General features: G+C 62.2%; 18 protein-coding genes. 11 read left to right on the forward strand and 7 right to left on the reverse strand.

The features are described from left to right. From LU688_RS11120 to LU688_RS11150, 7 genes are all read right to left on the reverse strand, one after another. Window positions 1–789 (reverse strand): DNA cytosine methyltransferase, encoded by a 789-nt coding sequence (locus LU688_RS11120; RefSeq protein WP_353511532.1) that lies wholly within the window; start codon window positions 787–789, stop codon window positions 1–3. Next, entirely contained in the window at window positions 752–1,492 is a 741-nt protein-coding gene (locus LU688_RS11125) for a hypothetical protein (RefSeq protein ID WP_232887970.1), read from the reverse strand. Before LU688_RS11125 ends, LU688_RS11120 begins: the two co-directional genes overlap by 38 nt. Further along, entirely contained in the window at window positions 1,489–1,896 is a 408-nt protein-coding gene (locus LU688_RS11130) for a hypothetical protein (protein WP_232887969.1), read from the reverse strand. Before LU688_RS11130 ends, LU688_RS11125 begins: the two co-directional genes overlap by 4 nt. Before the next feature lie 53 nt (window positions 1,897–1,949). Continuing rightward, window positions 1,950–2,267, reverse strand: coding sequence for a pyocin activator PrtN family protein (locus LU688_RS11135; protein WP_232887968.1), 318 nt, complete (start codon window positions 2,265–2,267; stop codon window positions 1,950–1,952). 158 nt (window positions 2,268–2,425) lie between these two features. Next, window positions 2,426–2,710, reverse strand: a complete 285-nt coding sequence (locus tag LU688_RS11140; RefSeq protein ID WP_232887967.1) for a phage antirepressor KilAC domain-containing protein — start codon at window positions 2,708–2,710, stop codon at window positions 2,426–2,428. A 9-nt stretch (window positions 2,711–2,719) separates the two neighbouring features. Continuing rightward, window positions 2,720–3,031: a hypothetical protein gene (locus LU688_RS11145; RefSeq protein WP_232887966.1), complete on the reverse strand. Its 312-nt coding sequence runs from the start codon at window positions 3,029–3,031 to the stop codon at window positions 2,720–2,722. Between the two features lie 246 nt (window positions 3,032–3,277). Further along, window positions 3,278–3,946, reverse strand: coding sequence for an XRE family transcriptional regulator (locus tag LU688_RS11150; RefSeq protein WP_232887965.1), 669 nt, complete (start codon window positions 3,944–3,946; stop codon window positions 3,278–3,280). Between the two features lie 103 nt (window positions 3,947–4,049). Between LU688_RS11150 and LU688_RS11155 the strand changes: the two genes are divergently transcribed. The 11 genes from LU688_RS11155 to LU688_RS11205 all read left to right on the forward strand — a co-directional run bounded on the left by LU688_RS11155 (window position 4,050) and on the right by LU688_RS11205 (window position 14,657). After that, entirely contained in the window at window positions 4,050–4,274 is a 225-nt protein-coding gene (locus LU688_RS11155) for a helix-turn-helix domain-containing protein (RefSeq protein ID WP_232887964.1), read from the forward strand. Between the two features lie 571 nt (window positions 4,275–4,845). Continuing rightward, entirely contained in the window at window positions 4,846–5,364 is a 519-nt protein-coding gene (locus LU688_RS11160; protein ID WP_084941400.1) for a phage regulatory CII family protein, read from the forward strand. Window positions 5,365–5,461: 97 nt separating this feature from the next. After that, on the forward strand, window positions 5,462–5,584 hold the full coding sequence (locus LU688_RS11165; RefSeq protein ID WP_289678359.1) for a TraR/DksA C4-type zinc finger protein: 123 nt from the start codon (window positions 5,462–5,464) through the stop codon (window positions 5,582–5,584). Continuing rightward, window positions 5,574–7,793, forward strand: a complete 2,220-nt coding sequence (locus LU688_RS11170; protein ID WP_232887962.1) for a virulence-associated E family protein — start codon at window positions 5,574–5,576, stop codon at window positions 7,791–7,793. Before LU688_RS11165 ends, LU688_RS11170 begins: the two co-directional genes overlap by 11 nt. Further along, window positions 7,790–8,155 carry a PA0613 family protein gene (locus tag LU688_RS11175; protein WP_186713657.1) on the forward strand — a complete coding sequence of 122 codons (366 nt, stop codon included), beginning with the start codon at window positions 7,790–7,792 and terminating at the stop codon, window positions 8,153–8,155. Before LU688_RS11170 ends, LU688_RS11175 begins: the two co-directional genes overlap by 4 nt. 500 nt (window positions 8,156–8,655) lie before the next feature. Continuing rightward, complete coding sequence (locus LU688_RS11180; protein ID WP_084941496.1) at window positions 8,656–9,003, forward strand: phage holin family protein; 348 nt, start codon at window positions 8,656–8,658, stop codon at window positions 9,001–9,003. 136 nt (window positions 9,004–9,139) lie between these two features. Next, window positions 9,140–9,661, forward strand: a complete 522-nt coding sequence (locus tag LU688_RS11185) for a DUF1441 family protein (RefSeq protein WP_232888090.1) — start codon at window positions 9,140–9,142, stop codon at window positions 9,659–9,661. 4 nt (window positions 9,662–9,665) lie between these two features. Further along, a complete protein-coding gene (locus LU688_RS11190) occupies window positions 9,666–11,597 on the forward strand; it encodes a phage terminase large subunit family protein (protein WP_353511531.1) in 1,932 nt (643 codons plus the stop codon). Between the two features lie 11 nt (window positions 11,598–11,608). Further along, window positions 11,609–11,824 (forward strand): hypothetical protein, encoded by a 216-nt coding sequence (locus LU688_RS11195; protein ID WP_232888089.1) that lies wholly within the window; start codon window positions 11,609–11,611, stop codon window positions 11,822–11,824. 2 nt (window positions 11,825–11,826) lie between these two features. Further along, window positions 11,827–13,434 (forward strand): phage portal protein, encoded by a 1,608-nt coding sequence (locus LU688_RS11200; RefSeq protein ID WP_232888088.1) that lies wholly within the window; start codon window positions 11,827–11,829, stop codon window positions 13,432–13,434. 2 nt (window positions 13,435–13,436) lie between these two features. Further along, window positions 13,437–14,657 (forward strand): S49 family peptidase, encoded by a 1,221-nt coding sequence (locus LU688_RS11205; protein ID WP_232888087.1) that lies wholly within the window; start codon window positions 13,437–13,439, stop codon window positions 14,655–14,657. The last annotated feature ends 1 nt before the right edge of the window (window position 14,658 follow it).

The raw sequence follows: 14,658 nt of genomic DNA on the forward strand, positions 1-14,658 counted from the left end.
TCACCACTGACCTGAATGCAAACCGTGGAATGCTGTTGCTGCCACGCGCGGAACCTGCCCATTTCCAAGGGCTTTAAGTCGGTCCATCCTGAAGGCCACCCCATCAGCCACTCGACCCATGTCGGGTTCAGATGGCCACCGTGCAGGGCCATCACTGCGTGGTCCAGGCGATCGTTGGAGCGATCGGCTCCCGATCTGCGGGTAAGTGCTTTGGGGGAGGAGCCCTTGGACATGCTGGCTACTGGAGTGGGCCAGATTCGTGTCCGATCTCCTGGCGAGGAGCCAGATGCGGTCCCGCCTATGGGGCGCTCCGAGATCTGCCGCTGAAACAACACACCACTCCGCGTCATACCCCATTTCGGCAAGCTCGCCGAGGACCAGTGCAAGTCCTCGGCCCACAAGCATTGGTGAGTTTTCCAGGTAGACGTCGCTCGGCAATACCTCACCGATGATTCGAGCCATTTCTTTCCAGAGTCCGGAGCGCGCTCCTTCGATACCGGTGCCGGGTCCGGCGCCTGATATGTCCTGGCACGGAAAGCCTCCAGAAACGACGTCAACAATTCCTCTCCAGCGTCGACCGTCAAAGCTGCGCACGTCAGACCAAATTGGGAAAGGCGGGAGTAATCCATCGGTTTGTCTTTGCGCCAGAACCTGTGCGGCGTAGGCATCACGCTCAACTGCGCACACCGTGCGCCATCCGAGCAGGTGGCCGGCGAGTATTCCTCCACCAGCGCCCGCGAAAAGAGCCAGCTCATTCATGAGGCCCCACCATTTTGGGACAACGTTCATTGGGGCTGTGGAGTTGCGCGAACTTGTACAACTCGCAGCCGGAAACCGGGGTCACCATCTGTTCGCCGTTCTGCACTGCTTCGAATCGTGTGCGATAGAGTCCGGCACGGCCGAGCCAAGCGACGGAGTCGTGTTCAAGGTCGGACGCTTGGCAGCCATCTGCGGCGGGTTCTTGGTGCGCGTACTCAGGGCTCAGGATCCCGCTCAGCAGCAAAGCGCCTGAGATGTTCAGGACCATTTCTTCGACGGTGCTGAAGGTGCCTGCGGCATTCCCCGCCAACGTCGAATGAATGGTGTTGGCGATGCAGTCGCAGACGGCCTGCGCTTTTGAGCTGGGTTTATAGAGGGGGAGGAGCGTATACCCCTTAACAAGCTGCGCGGGCGGGCGATCTGAAGCGATCAGCGTTGCATCGGCGGGCGCTGCCTGGCGCAGCCTGTCATGGGGTGCATGCGAGTTGGAGTGGGCGTTGAGGGTGGGAATAATGCCTGCTGCTGCGCAGCAGAGGCTCTTTGTTTCTTGCGGGTCGACGCCTGCAGCTTCACGGAGCAAAGCGGGGGGGCGGGTAGCGTTCAGCTGATCGCGCGCGCGCCCGCTTTCCTCCGAGGTCTGGATCGGTGTTTGTCCCGGTGCGATGGCGCGGGTATGTGCGGTGCAGGGCGCGGATTCAAAGAGCAAGCCGGGGTGGTGGTGGGCCTGGTTCATGCTCCGGCCTCCTGCTCGGCGGGCTTCAGCAAGTGGGTGAGATTGAGGGCCTCCAGGCGCAAACGACGCCCGTCGCGCTCGAGCATCTTGCCAGTTTTGAATGCGGCCCAGGTCTCTGCGGCAATGCGCAGTGCTTCCCCGATCTCGACAAGTACGTGGGAGAGGTGCTCCTGCAGGGAGCTAGCATCCTTGAGCCGGTTGGCGTGCTCTGCTAGATGGCGGTGGTCGTTGCGCAGGAGCTCCAGGGACTCCTTGAGCTGCCGGATGGTCTCCTTGTGTTCGCGATCACTTGCTACCTGGCCTTGAATTCGCCCTTCATTGCGGCCAAACCAGTAAGCGTAAGCGAACAGTCCAATGACAAATGCGCTGATGACGATTAGGGCGATGACCTGTTGGGTGGTCATGGGGCTTGCTCCTTGTGGTATGCGGGCCGGTGGTGGCGGCCCTGGTCGTATGGTTACTGCTTTTCTTGCTCGGTCTGCCGAGACTGCTTTTCGTCCGCCTGGTAGGCCCTGCTGTCGATCAGGGCGGCAACATGGCGGATGTGGGCGAACTTCAATGCCTTTTGGCTGTTGTCCAGCGTGGTCACTGGCAGGCAGATCCGGCCGACCTTCAGTTGCTCGGAAAAGGTGTCTTCGTTGAGGTTGCGGAAGTACTGCATGCGCACTTTGTCGAGCGGGATGAGAACATCGCCGAAGGTGCGGTACAGCAGCTCTATAGTCGTTGCATCAGGTGCGTGCGGCAGGCGCAGCGCTAGTTGGTCTGTATTGCTCATCAGGCTTCGGGCTCTCCCTGAGCTTGTGGCGTGACGGATGGTGCCAGGTGGTTTCGCAGTGCTTGCGTACCAGGTCGCGCCAATCTTCAGGAACCTGCAGGAGCGCGGCATTGCGCTCCTCGCGGGTCTTGAGCTGTAGGATCTGGGCCGCGTACTGCCTAGGCCGCATAGCGTTTGTCTTCCGGTGGTGTCGGAAGCTGCAGCTGGAGCCGCTCTGTAAGCCAGGGGATCCCGGCCTGCTTCACGCGGGTGGACTCGCTGTATTGCATGCCAGATACCGGATGGAACCAGCAGCCCTCCTTTTTCCGCAGGTAGTAGCGGTCTCGCGTGGGGTAGCGGGGCAGGTTCTTTTGGTCCAGCAGATCCTGCTCGCGCATGAGGCGGATCAGCTCATTGCGGGTGATCCCGAACAGTTTCGCGGTCTGTGCCAGGTTGCGTTCCATGGGCGCCTCCTAGGCGACATCAGCGAGCAGTTGCTCGGCGGGGGACATCTCGGCGGAGTCCAGCTCACCGTTGGCAATGGCCTCAAGATGCCGCGCGATGGTCCTCGCGCTGGGGAGGCTGTTTGCCTGCAGCGTCAGGGTATTCACTGTCGGCCCCATGCGGATGACCACGGTCACCTTGTCGAGGTAAACCTCGGTCTGAAGTGTTGCCTTGGCGCGCGTGCCGCTCGACTCATCGTTAAGGATGTGGGTGAAGTGGCCGGAGAGATTGGTCTGGGCCTTCAGGCAAGCAAAGGCGTTATGACTGAGTGCATAGCTCATGCCGCGCGCCCCCCGTCGTCAGGGGGCAGTGGGCGGGTGCTATGTGTGGTGGCTCGGTGCTTGGTGGTGGAGAACGCGCAGCCGTGCTGTCTGGCCAGACGCCGGACCTTAAATATGAGGTCTGTGGATGCCGCGGCCGGGTGGACGTATAACGATGCAGTGGTGTGCATGGTGTTGCCTCACTCTGTGGTGGAAGAGTGGGGCAAATATCACGCAATGTGCTTTACTGTGTCAACACGATTCGTTTTATTTTTTGGTGGTGTGCATAAACCGTGATGATTTTAGGATGCCGCCCACTAGGTGAATGTGTTCGATCTCGTCCTCTACGATGTGGATCGGGGCGTGTTCGGCATTGACGCTATCGAAACGATACATCCCGTCGCGTAGGTAGATGAACTCCTTGATCATGGTGCGGCCATTCGTAGTTCGGACCATTACCTCGTCACCGCTGAAGTAGGCCTTGCTGGGTTCTACCAGCACATATTCACCGTTCTTGATCCTGGGGTGCATGCTGTCCCCGGTCACCTTGAGGCCGTACGCCTTAGGGTCATCGCTATGGATATTCAGATAGCCATCACCATGCCCCGCCGGAAAATCCAGGGCTTCGAAGTAACCATTCACTCCGAGTTGTGCGTAACCCACTACTGGCACCGCGCCCTCCAAGGCCCGTCTTGCAAAAGAAATGTTGGTGCTGGGGGCTGTACTGGACTCCTCAGTGCCTTCCAGCAGGTCGCCTAGGGTGACGCCGAGTGCGGTTGCCATTCTCTCTATGTCGGCCAGGTTAGGCTCCCGAATCCCGCGCTCGTAGTTGCCAACGCGCGATTGCGATTCCCAGCCACAGGCAATGGCAAGCGCCTGCTGGGTCAGGTGTTTGGCTTTGCGAAACTGTTTGATGCGCTGTGCGAGTGTGTTCATCCCTGATGTTTAACACGTACTGAAATGGTTTTTTTGCACTAACCGTGTTGTGAAAACCACGTCTCGTGTTATCTTTTGAGGCGAGTCAACCGGAGTGTTCTTCATGAATCGAATTGCGGAACTGAGAAAGGGTGCGGGTATTAAGCAAAGGGAGCTGATTGCTCGATTGGGATGGACCCAGACCCGAGTCAGTAACTATGAGTCTGGTAATCGCATGCCAGGGCTGAGCGAATGCCGCGCGATAACGGCAGCTTTGAATGATCTGGGGGCGAAGTGTGCATTGGATGATGTCTTCCCGCCTGAACTGGATGAGCCCCGAGCGGCCTAGCGGCTGAATAGAAAAAAGGCGACCCAAAGGTCGCCCTGTTTCCCCCGGTAGTACCACCACAGTGCTACCGGGCCGCGTTCAAGTTGGGCGGGCACACCACGTATCCACTTGCCTTGTTCGCGGAGCCCAGGCACGAAAGCCTGGGTTTGCTGCCTTCTCCACCACAGATAGGGCAGCAATATGGCCCTCTCAAGCCATGCGGCGAGTGTAACACCACCGCTCGTCGCCGGCACTGGCAGCCTTTCTGGGGTAATGCCAGGTGCCGAAAGGGAGGCGACTAGTCGCCTCCTTTGCCCGGTAGCAGCACCACGATGCTGCCGGGCTGCATGACAAGTGGGCGGGCACACCATTTGTCCGCGCGCTTTGATTGCACCGGCCTGGCATGGAGCTGGGGCGGCGCCTCCTTCACCACGGGAGGCGGTTGTTTCGCCTGGGGCGGTCAATGGAGTGGCGCCCCGGCATGGAGCCGATCCGGCCTTTTGGCTGGCTGGCATTGCCCTCTCATAAGCTGTGCGGCGATGGTCTCACCACGACTCGCCGCAGGCACTGGCTACCGACAAGGACAAACGCCATGAGCCGAACTGCAATGAGCTGCACCGAGCGCGCCAAGCGCGAAGTGTTGCCCCTCGAACTCGCCCTCTACCATTCCGTGCGGGATTATCCGGGTGGCGCTGCTGCTATCGCTGCCACTACCGGCCGCAACGCCACGACCCTCCAGCACAAGCTTTCTCCCACCCATCCTACCCATACCGTGAACGTTCAAGAGTTTAGCGAGATCCTTGAGCTGACGAAGGATCCACGCATCCTCGACTCGGTGCATGCACTGGTTGGCGACACCATCTGGCAGGAGCTGTCGGACGCCTACACCCACGATATCCCCGAGACGCTGACCATGGGTCTCGCCGAGTTCTTCCGGCAGGTCGCCAATTTGTCCGAGACTTGGGCTCGTAGCATTGGCGATGGAAAAGTCGACGATAAAGAGCTGGCCGAGATCCAGCACCAGGTCTTCCGAGGTATTCAGGGTTTGCTCGGTATGTACCGTCGGGCCGAGTACGTCAACCAGACCACTCGGGGGGCGCGCCGTGGGTGATGTAATCGACCGGGCGAATGATCAAGCCCAGTGGCATAACGACACAGCACTTGCGGCTGCGGCGAAACGTAGAGCGCAGGTGCTTCCTGAGTCCCTGGTGGACTGCGTTGTTTGTGACGAGCCAATCCCCGAAGCCAGGAGGGTGGCAGAGAGGGGCTGCATGCGTTGCATCGAGTGCCAGCAGACTCATGAGGGCAGGGGGGCTCGGTATGCTCGATAAGGTTCTTGACCAGTTGCACGACTACGGCCTGCAGCCTGTGCAACCCCTGGTCTTCGGTAAGCTGACCCGCTGCCGCACCCAGGATGACAAGGGCAAGGAAAAGAACGGCTGGTACGTCTTGCATGAACACCAGACCGAGAAGGGGCAAACGCTCATATTTGGTAGTTTCGGTGACTGGCGCCACGGCGAAACTCAAAAGGTGAAGACTGACGGGCGCGGGCTGTCCGCTGAAGAGCGTGAGGTGATGCGCGCGCGGCAGGCCGACGCCAAGCGACGTGCCGCCGAGATTTCTGCGAATGCAGCCCGCCGCGCGGCCAACCGGGCATCGGGCATGTTCAAGCGTATGCCGGACAAGGGGCGAAGCTTCTACCTCGATCGCAAGCAGGTGGTCGGGTTCGGGGTGCGTTACGCGCCGAAGTCGGGCGCCGTGCTTATCCCCATGCAGAACGCCCAGGATACGATCGTCGGCCTGCAGGTGATCTATCCTGCGGTCCAGGAGAGCACAGGTCGCGACAAGTCCTACTGGCCTCATGGCATGGCGAAGGAGGGTGCCTTCCACATGATTGGCGGCCACCCTGAGCCCGGCGAGCCAGTGCTGGTGTGCGAGGGGTACGCTACCGGCGCTAGCCTGCATATGGCGACCTCCCAGGCGGTGGCCATCGCCTTCGATGCAGGCAACCTGCTGCCGGTGGCCAAGCACATGCGTGAGCGCTTCCCTGGACGGCCAATCATCATTTGCCGCGACGATGACTGGAAGACCTCGCGGCCCAGCGGCGAGCCTTGGAACCCTGGTGAGGAAAAGGCCAACAATGCGGCGGTGGTAGTGGGCGGCCAGGTGGTCGCCCCAATCTTTTCCATTGAGCGTGAGGTGAAGTGGACCGACTTCAACGACCTGCACTGCGCTGAAGGTCTGGAGGCTGTTCGGCGTCAGGTGATGGCGGTGATCAAGCCCCCGGCCACTGGCGGTTGGAAAGACATGCTGGCGCGTACTGAGAGCGGCGCGCTCATCGCTCACATGCAAAACGTCGAGCTTATTCTGAGCAACGACGAGCGCTGGGCCGGGGTGATCGGATACAGCTCATTCAGCTCCAAGATCGTCAAGCTACGGGCCGCGCCCTATGGTGGTGAGCCGGGGGAGTGGGGCGATATTGATGATACCCGCGTGATGAAATGGCTGGCCCAGCAGTACAACCTTCGCGTCAAGGCGACGCACGTTGTCGAGGCGGTCAGCGTTGTGGCTCACGATAACGCTTTCCACCCGGTGCGCGAGTACCTGGCCAAGCTGGAATGGGACCGTACGCCGCGGTTGGAGGTGTGGCTGCACAAGGTGCTCGGTGTGGCCCAGAACGACTACAGCGCCAAGGTCGGTAAGCGCTGGATGATTTCGGCTGTTGCGCGGGTCATGAAGGCTGGCTGCAAGGCCGACAACGTCTTGATCCTTGAAGGGGCACAGGGCGCAGGCAAGTCCACCGCCATGAGTGTGCTAGGCGGTGAGTGGTTCATGGACACACCTTTCACGCTGGGTGACAAGGATGCCTTCCAGGCGATCCGGGGCAAGTGGATCGTCGAGTTGGGCGAGCTGGACAGTTTCAATAAAGCAGAGAGCACCAAGGCCAAGCAGTTCTTCTCGGCCTCCATCGACACTTATCGCGAAAGCTATGGCCGCAGAACGAGCGATGTGCCACGCCAGTGTGTTTTCGTGGGTACGACCAACCAGGACGAGTACCTCAAGGACGCCACGGGGAACCGGCGCTATTGGCCGGTGGCGTGTACCAAGGTCGACCTCGAGACGCTGCGACGTGTAAGGGACCAGTTGTGGGCGGAGGCGGTCTTCTGCTACTTGGCGGGTGATATATGGTGGGTGGCGCGCGAAGAGGAAGAGCTGTTCACGCGTGAGCAAGAGGAGCGTTTTGTCGTTGATGAGTGGGAGGGACCGATCCTCGACTGGCTGGAGAAGTCCCAGGTCGGCGAAACGGTCACGGGGAGTGAGTTGCTGAAGGACGCTTTGAATCTGGACTTCGGCCATTGGGGGAAACCCGAGCAGATGCGGGTCGGTGCCATCATGCACCGGCTGGGTTGGCGTCGGCGGCGGATGCCGGCGCTGCAGAAAAGCGGGGTGCGCCCCTGGGCCTATCAGAAGCCGAAGGGGTGGGGCACGCCCAGCCCGCTGGAGCAGTCTGTGGTGACGGCAAGGGAGGAGTGCTTTTGATCAAGCACATCGATGAGATGCTGAAGCTGTGGGCGCAGGAGCTGCACACCCCGGATCTTCGCGGTCATGGTTCAGGAGGCGGCAGCATGCTGGGCCTGTTGATGGACTGCCAGGGGGAGTTGATCCGTGGCACTCGAGGTAGCAGGGTGCTGCTGGACGAGTCGGCAGACATTGAAATCATTGTGAACAAGCACCTAGAGCCCCAGCTGTACGTCATCGTCAGGGAGCACTACTGCAACCATGACAGCTTCCTCGAGCAGAAGATGGCTTATTGCAGATGCAGTAGAAAGACGTACTATGACCGCCTCCACCAGGCCCATGTGGCTATCCAGGGGCTGCTGAAAGGGAAGAAGGCTGCATGATCCGCGTTGTTTGGTCCCGCCGTCCCTCCCTTGTCCCGCCTCCCTTCGAGCGGGCTGGCCAAGTCAAGGCCGCTGAGTTGGCGGGCTGTCCCGCTGTCCCACCTTCCACCCGCAGGCGCACACATAGGGCACATGCATAGCGTTACGCGCGCGTTGCGCGCAGCGTGCTAGTAATTCCTCCTTTATACGTGAGAAAGGGTTAAAACAGTTGGACGGTGGGACAGCCCTTGATTTTAAAGGCCTCAGCTAGTCCCACCACTTGCGAACAGTTTGGGACTCTTGGGACTTCACTAAAGCGAAAGAAAGCCGGGCGGATGTATTCCCCAGACATTCACCAGACATTTACTACTTATTGGGGGGTGGCATTAAAACTTGCTTGCTGCCAGGAAACTCGACCTGTAAAAAGTACCCATCTTCGAGACGTGCGGGCGCACAAAGCAGCCCGCCATACACCAGAAACCCCGGCCTTGGCGCCGGGGTTTTTGCATTTGGGGGAAGGGATGAACAGCGAGCAACAAGCCTTAGCCGAGCTGCCGGTCTGGATGGTGATCGTGCTGTCCCTGGTGGGCGGTGTATCGGGTGAGATGTGGCGAGCGGATAAGGCGGGTGCTCGCGGGTGGGGGCTGGTTCGCCGGTTGGCCTTGCGTTCGGGGGCCTGTGTCACCTGCGGGTTGTCGACCAACATGCTGCTGTACGCCCTCGGGGTTTCGGTGTGGGCGTCGGCGGCGGTCGGTTGCTTGACCGCGATGGCCGGCGCCGATGTGGCGATCAACCTCTACGAGCGCTGGGCCGCCAAGCGGCTGGGCCTGGCGCAGGTGCCGCCAGCTGGTACCGAGGCAGGCCAGTGACCCGGCCGAGGGCAGGGGGTGGGGGCTGCTTTTCTGGGTCCTCCCCCTGGGCCGCCCCCTACACGGGTGCGCAGACTCGCGGTTTCCCTGCAGCTGAGAATCTGGCAGGGATGTCCGTCTTTTCAAGGACTTAGCGATGGGAAGGACAGTCAGCAAGCTTGAACTCAGCGAGATCGTGGGACGCGACGAGCGCACATTGAGCCGGTGGCAGAACGAAGGCATGCCGGTGAACGAGTTCGGCGTGGGGCGCGGCAACGAAAACCAGTACGACACCCAGGCGGTGATCGAATGGCTGATGCGCCAGGCCTCGTTGAACGGCAAGAAGGAATCCTCACGGGACCGGCTTGACAGGCTGCGCGGCGACCGCGAAGAGATCGCGCTCGCTAGGGAGCTGGGCGAGGTGGTGGTCGAGGCCGAAATGGTCGAGCGCTTCGAGGCGGTGATCACCGCCGCCAAGATCGAGTTGCTGAACACCTTCCCTGATGAGCTGGCGATGACGCTGACCGCCAAGTACGGCGTGCCGGTGGACAACCAGCTGATCCGCGATCCCATCGAATCCATACTGAGGAGGTTGTCCGCGTATGACGAGGACGACGATCTCGCCGGGGATCCTGACGAGCCAGACGACGAGGAGGGCTCTGAAGAAGACGGCGACTAAGGCGATGCGCCGCGTCTGCCGCAAGTGGGCGCCGCCGCCACGCATGTCCATCATCGAATGGGCTGACCGGTTCCGCTGGCTGGCTCCCGAAGAGTCGGCAGCACCAGGTAAATACCGGTTCGACAAAACGCCGCACCTGATCTGGCCGGGTGGCCCGCTCGAGGCGCTGGACGATCCAAACGTCACCGAAATTGTGGCGCGCAAGTCGGCTCAGGTGGCCTGGACCTCGGGCGTGCTGGGCAACGCCCTGGGCAAGTGGATAGATCTCGATCCGTCACCCATCCTGGTGCTGTTCCCCAAAGCCGAAGCGGCCAAGCAGTACGTCGCCGAGAAGCTCGAGCCGATGATCCAGGCCACCAAGCGCCTGCGTAAAAAGGTCGACCTGCGCAGCCGCAAGCTGCAGCAGCGGCAGGACTTCAAGCGGTTTCCGGGCGGGTTCCTGAAGATGGTCGGCTCCAACAGCCCGGCCAGTGTGAAATCGACGCCGGTACCACGGGTCGCGATCGAGGAGCCCGACGACTGCAACCTGAACCTGCGGGGGCAAGGGGACAGCATCAAGCTCGCCAAGGAGCGTCTGAAGACGTTCTTGCGATCGAAGATCATCATCGGCGGCACCCCCACCATCAAGGGCCTGTCGGCGATCGATGCCGAGCTTGAGCTTTCAGACAAGCGCGTGGGCCTGATCCCCTGCCATGGATGCGGACAGTTGCATACGCCGAGCTTCGAGCATTTGCACTGCGACGAGGACGAGCACTACTTCCATGAGGTGTACGGCAAGCGCCGTCCGGAGACGGCGTATTACGCTTGCCCACACTGCGGCGAGATCTGGGATGACCACCAGAAGAACGCCAACCTGGGTGACCCTCGCTGCCGCTGGGAGGCGACGGCCGAGTTCCGCGGTATTGCCGGCTACATCATCAACGAGCTGTATGCCACGTTCCCCGGCTCTCGTTTCGAAGTGCTGATGGAGAAGAAGCTGCAGGCCGAGTACGCCCAGCGGCAGGGCAACATCGGCCCGATGATCGCCTTCACCAACAGCTCTATGGGTGAAAGCTACGAGTACAAGAGCGACGCGCCCAAGACCGACGAGCTGGAGAAGCGCGCCGAGCCTTATGCCGAACTCACTGCGCCAAAGGGTGTGCTGCTGGTGACGGTCGGTGTTGACGTCCAGGGCGATCGCCTCGCGGTGCTGTTCACGGGCTGGGGACGCGGGGAGGAGTCCTGGCGGTTGTACTGGGGCGAGCTCCCCGGCAACCCTATCGATCCCCACGACCCGGTGTGGACCGAGCTGGACAAGATGATCGCCACGCCGATCCCGACCGACAGCGGCGCCCAGATCGCCGTGTCGGCGGTGAGCATCGACAGCTCTGACGGTAACACTAGCGACGCGGTGTACACCTACGTTCGGGATCGCCAACGCTTCAACATCATGGCGATCAAGGGCGCCTCCATCGACAGCCGGGATCGGGAGATCTTCACCAAGCCGGCCCAGTCGGCGGACACCAGCCAGGACAACACCAAGGCCTCGAAGTATGGCCTGCGGGTGTTCATCGTCGGCACCCACAAGGCCAAGACGCTGATCGATGGCCGGATGAAGCTTAAAGGTTCGGGACCAGGGCGCATGCACTGGTACAGCGAGATCCGCTCGGACTACTACGAGCAGGTAACCAACGAGGTCCTGGCTCCGCACCCACGCAACCCCAGCAAGATGGTCTGGCAAAAGAAAGCCGGCCGGCGCAACGAGGCGCTGGATTGCGAGGTGTACGCCTTGCATGCGGCTCGCAGCCTCAAGACGCACCTGCTGCGTGATCACGAATGGGACCAGCTGGAGCAGCAGCTGCTGCAGCCCACCCTCTTCACAACTGAACAGGCGGTGGCGCCGGTTCCTCGCCGGGCTGTCACGCGCGGCCGGGGCACGCGGAGCCGCGTCCAATAACCGAGGTCACCATGACTGAAGCACAAAAACGCCTCGACGAGGTCCGGGCGGCGATCTCGCGCGTCCTGAAGAATGGCCAGCGGCTGCGCCGGCAGGATCGCGAGGTCCAGCTGGCCGAACTCAGCAGTCTACGGATGCTGGAAAAGCAGTACGCCGACGAGGTCGCCCGAGAGCAGGCCGCTCTCTTGGGCCGTGGCCGCAACCGCGTTTCGTACGCGGGGATTTGACCATGTGGCCGTTCAGCAAACGGGAATCGGCTGCCGAGCAATTGATGGCCGAAGCCATTCGGGTGGCCAGGGCATCGGTCGATGACCAGCAGATCTCAGCGCAGGGCGGCGGCGGTGGGGTTGAAACCCGCTGGCGCGGAGCGTCGCGGGTACTTCGAAGCATGGCCAGCTGGCTGCCTGGTCTCGGCAGCCCCCGGCGCGACTTCAATCAGAGCGAGCGCCGCACGCTGGTGGCGCGTTCCCGCGATGCCATGCGCAACCACCTGGTGGCCCGCGCGGCGATCACGCGGCTGCGCACCAACGTGGTGGGAACGGGGCTGGTCTGCCGGGCGCAGGTTGATCATGAAGCGCTGGGTATCACCGAAGAAGAAGCCGAGCAGCTCAATGGCCAGCTGGATCGGTTGTGGTCCTTGTATGCCGATGACCCGCGTGAGTGTGACGCAGAAGCGACGCTCAACCACTATCAGCTCCAGGCGCTGGTGTTGGTGTCGTCGATGGTGGCGGGTGATGTGTTCGTCGCCAGCCCAGACCAGGAGCGGCCCGGCTGCCTCTTCAGTACGCGGTTGCAGTTGATCGAGTCTGACCGTGTCGGCAACCCCAACAGCGGCCTAGACCGGGTCGACCTGGTAGAGGGTGTCGAGTTCGACGGCCTGGGCGCGCCGGTGGCTTATCACGTGTGCACCGGTTACCCCGGCGAGCACCTGCAGGGCAAGACGCTGCAGTGGGAGCGGTTGCCGGTGTTCGGCGCCGAGACCGGGCGGCGCCGTGTGCTGCATGTCATGGCTGACAAAGAGCGGCCCGGACAGAAGCGCGGGGCACCGTACCTGTCTCCGGTGCTGGAGCCGCTGCAGAAGCTGGAGCGCTACAGCAGCGCCGAGCTGATGGCGGCGGTGATCTCGGCGATGTTCACCGTCTTCATCAAGAAGAGCGAAGGCTTCAACCCCGGCAACCTGCCGATGTCGGCACTCAGCGAAGAGAAGCCCGGCGGCGATGACACCTCCGACGGTGTGCTCGCGCTGGGCGAGGGGGCCATTGTCGACCTCGGTGTGGGTGAAGAGCCGATGGTGGCCAACCCCGGCCGGCCCAACGCTCAGTTCGACCCGTTCTTCACCGCGGTGGTGAAGGAGATCGGTGCCGCGCTGGAGCTGCCGCTGGAGGAGCTGCTGTTGCACTACAGCAGCAGCTACAGCGCCGCCCGTGCCGCCATGCTCCAGGCCTGGCGCTTCTACAGCCTGCGCCGCTGGTGGCTGGCCTGTGACTTCTGCCAGCCAAGCCGCGAGCTGATTATCGACGAAGCCGTGGCCAGGGGGCTGATCAACCTGCCCGGGTACAGCGAGCCCGCCAAGCGCAAAGCGTATTGCCAGGCGCTCTGGATTGGCCCGGCGCGCGGCGCGATCGACGAGCTGAAGGAGGCCAACGCCGCCGGCAAGCGCATCGAGATCGGCGTCAGCAACGAGACGCTGGAGACCGCGGCCATGACCGGCGAGCCCTGGCAGCAGGTGATCCGGCAGCGAACCCGCGAAGTCGCCTACCGGCGGCAGCACAGCATGCAGGCCTTGCCCAAGGGTGGCCTTGAAAACCCGCCAGACCCCGAACCCAAAGAGGACTAGAAATGCCTCGAGCACTTGAGCTGGCTGCCTCGCAGCCCTGGCTGATGATGCCCGACGCCTTGGACAACCTGCTGACCATCTCCGACCGCATGGGCGATCCGGTGGCGCTGGCGACCAAGCGCGGCGAGCGGCTGGAAGAGAGCCGCCGCGTCACGATGCGCGGCAACGTGGCGGTGGTGCCAGTCACCGGGCCGATCTTCCGCTACGCAAACCTGTTCACCGAGATCAGCGGTGCCACCAGCACCCAGGTCCTGGCGACCGACATTCAGCGTGCCCTGGACGACCCCAAGGTCAAGTCCATCGTGCTGAACATCGACAGCCCTGGTGGCGTCGCCTCGGGCATCAACGAGCTGGCCGAGATGATCTACGCAGGCCGTGCCCGCAAGCGCATCGTGGCGTACATCGGTGGGATGGGCGCGAGCGCGGCCTATTGGATCGCCTCGGCGGCTGGCGAAATCGTCGTCGATGAGACCAGCCTGGCCGGCAGCATTGGCGTTGTCGTCGAGGCTGTAGTCGAGGACGACAAGAAGGCCGGGCGAGCCCGCTATCAGATTGTCAGCCGCAACGCGCCGAACAAGCGCCCCGACCTTGGTACCGAAGAAGGGCGCGCCAAGGTGGGCGAGACCATCGACGCAATGGCCGAAGTCTTCGTGAGCAAGGTTGCTCGCAACCTCGGCGTGGCTGCCGAGAAGGTGCCCGAGATGGGCGATCACGGCGGCATCCGCGTCGGTGCGGACGCCGTCAAGCACGGCCTGGCCCACCGCACGGGCTCGCTGGAATCCCTGATCACCGAACTGGCCAAGCCGGCCATCACCCCCCCAAGGATACACACCATGACCACCGTCAAGACCACGGCAGAACTGCGCACCGCGATTGCGGCGGGCACTGACCCCAACACCATCGAGATCGCCCAGGCCGAGCAGGTGGACACCACGGCGATCCGTACCGAGGCCACCACGGCCGAACGTGACCGCATCAAGGGCATCAACGCGCTGGCGGTGAAAGGTTTCGAGAAGGAGATCGGCGCTGCCATCGACGATGGCAGTTCGGTGGAGGCCACCGCCCTGTCGCTGCTCAAGGCTTCGCAGGATCGCGGTATCTCGCTGGCCGGTATCAAGAGCGACGCCCAAGGCGTTACCGGTACCGCCCCACCAGCCGGCGGCAAGGAGGGTGAGCGCAAGGCCGCCGTCAACGCAATCGTTGCAGGCGCCACGCGCCGCTAAC

The sequence above is a fragment of the Pseudomonas soli genome (assembly GCF_021283165.2).
Classification (GTDB): Bacteria; Pseudomonadota; Gammaproteobacteria; order Pseudomonadales; family Pseudomonadaceae; genus Aquipseudomonas; species Aquipseudomonas soli.